The organism is Leuconostoc sp. BM2 (genome assembly GCF_002095565.1).
Lineage (GTDB): Bacteria > Bacillota > Bacilli > Lactobacillales > Lactobacillaceae > Leuconostoc > Leuconostoc falkenbergense.
In genome coordinates this window covers 1-1,944 of sequence record NZ_MOWQ01000079.1, presented here as the reverse complement: position 1 = coordinate 1,944, position 1,944 = coordinate 1, and the positions used below count along the sequence as shown (strand labels likewise).

At 37.0% G+C, this 1,944-nt stretch carries 1 protein-coding gene; it reads right to left on the bottom strand.

Annotated features, from left to right (window positions below; genetic code table 11):
• Positions 1–20: 20 nt before the first annotated feature.
• Positions 21–1,028, bottom strand: coding sequence for a hypothetical protein (locus tag BMG01_RS10350; RefSeq protein ID WP_036087047.1), 1,008 nt, complete (start codon positions 1,026–1,028; stop codon positions 21–23).
• Between the last annotated feature and the right edge of the window lie 916 nt (positions 1,029–1,944).

The window sequence follows — 1,944 nt, the reverse complement described above, 5'->3', positions numbered from 1 at the left end:
CACTGCTCTGGCGAAAAATGCTATTTTGATGAAATGCTTTTAGCAACGTTTCTCATTGCATTTTTGAACACAATATCATCAGTATCTACTTCAACAGTAATTCCTTGTTCACTATTTATTGCATCTTCAAAATAACGTGTTAATTCTTCTGTTTGCGGTTTAATATTATATTTCGTCATCAAACTGTTTAGTTGCTTTTGAAGAATTTCTTGTTGCTCATTAAAATCCAAAATAGCTAAATCTGATACCGTCGTATCAAAACCAACATTCTCTCGAACCATTTTTCGTATCTTTGCTGCCTTTTCTTTGCCGACCTTTTTAAAATTATACTTATCAGCATTAACACGTTCTAAAATGGCTTTCTCAGTTTCAGTTAAATTATCATTGTCATCAACTGCAAGTACATGAAAAGAACTCATTTTTTCAATAATTTCTTCTTGCCAAGAGTCTACTTTACCTTGTCTAAATTGAAATTCTAGACGCCACCATTCTTCCGCCCAATCTGGAATTTCATCTTTTTTACCATGCTTTTTACGCTCATTAGCCTTGTCATATAAACGAATCTGCCGTTCACTTTTCCGTCTTCCCCAATACCTAGTTTCTAATTTTCCGGACAAAGTTCGATAAATATCTCTAGTAACATTAAACAATCCAAAATCATAGAGACTAAGGTCGACATTGTATATATCACAGGCTAAATCAACACGCGTCAGATGAGTATGGTCAATTGAATACATAATTCGTTCTAACTGCTTCAAATCATCATTTTCTAAGTGGTTGGGATTATATTGCACCCAAACTGGGTCATCAAAACGCTTATGAAATTTCAAACGCTGTACTGTAATCAAAACTTCAGTATCGCCATTTTCAAACTTTCGAATATATTGCCACATGTAATTTTCACGTCGACAAATCCATTCACCATTGTTTAGAATAAACGCAACCGGCATCCTTCGTAAATTACCAACTACATTTACCATGTCTATAGACCAATGGTTTTTTATTAATTGGGCTTTTTCTTGCTCCATTTGGTACTCTCCATTTCGTTGTGGAGAGCTATATGTACACTCATTTGAGTATGTTATAATACTTCTTGAGTATACCTATAGCTCCCTTGTGTAAACGACATTCTTCTGACGCCTAAATCTTCGGAATGCCGTTTTTTTGTGTCTAAATTTTCAATGTGCTACATGCTTGAACACGTGCATAATGCCATTTTAACATATTAATCTGGCAAATTACCCGTTCTAATGAAGTGGCTGATTACTAGTTAAATTGGCTCACAGTTTCACTGCCTTTTTGTATGTGCGGTTCGAAAATCGAACCTCTAGCGGGCTGTTAGTAAAAGCCCGCTTTTTCTGGTCGACTGATCGTCTCCCGCCAAAAGTCTCCAATCGTCGAGCAGAGCTCTCCTCATTTCGCCTAGAGGTGGTATCTCCATATCGGCAAGGACGAGATGCCTAAAATGACTGGTCGTCATTTCTTAACGACACCCAAGCACACTGGACACTTGATGTGTCCTACCGTGTGTCGTCTGTCGCTCCCTTTGGTCGCGCCACCGATACGAAGATACCACCGCAATTCTAACTGCTCTTATTTGGCTCTTATTTGCGTTTTAAGAGTTATCTGACCTTGTTGCTATATTATTCCTTAGAAAGGAGTTTAAAGCTCATGGAACTAATTATAAAAACCCTATGGCAAATCATAGGGGGTCTCATCGTATCTTATATCAGCAAAAAGTTTGGGCAATCATGAAAAGCTTCAGATAATTACTACAAATATTCTGATTGAATAACGGTTGCTATGGATGTGCTACGCACTGCTCTGGCGAAAAATGCTATTTTGATGAAATGCTTTTAGCAACGTTTCTCATTGCATTTTTGAACACAATATCATCAGTATCTACTTCAACAGTAATTCCTTGTTCACTATTTATTGCATCTT

What these genes read in the sequence shown, in the direction of transcription:
- BMG01_RS10350 (WP_036087047.1), bottom strand. Translation starts at nt 1,028, where the DNA reads ATGGAGCAAGAAAAAGCCCAATTAATAAAAAACCATTGGTCTATAGAC.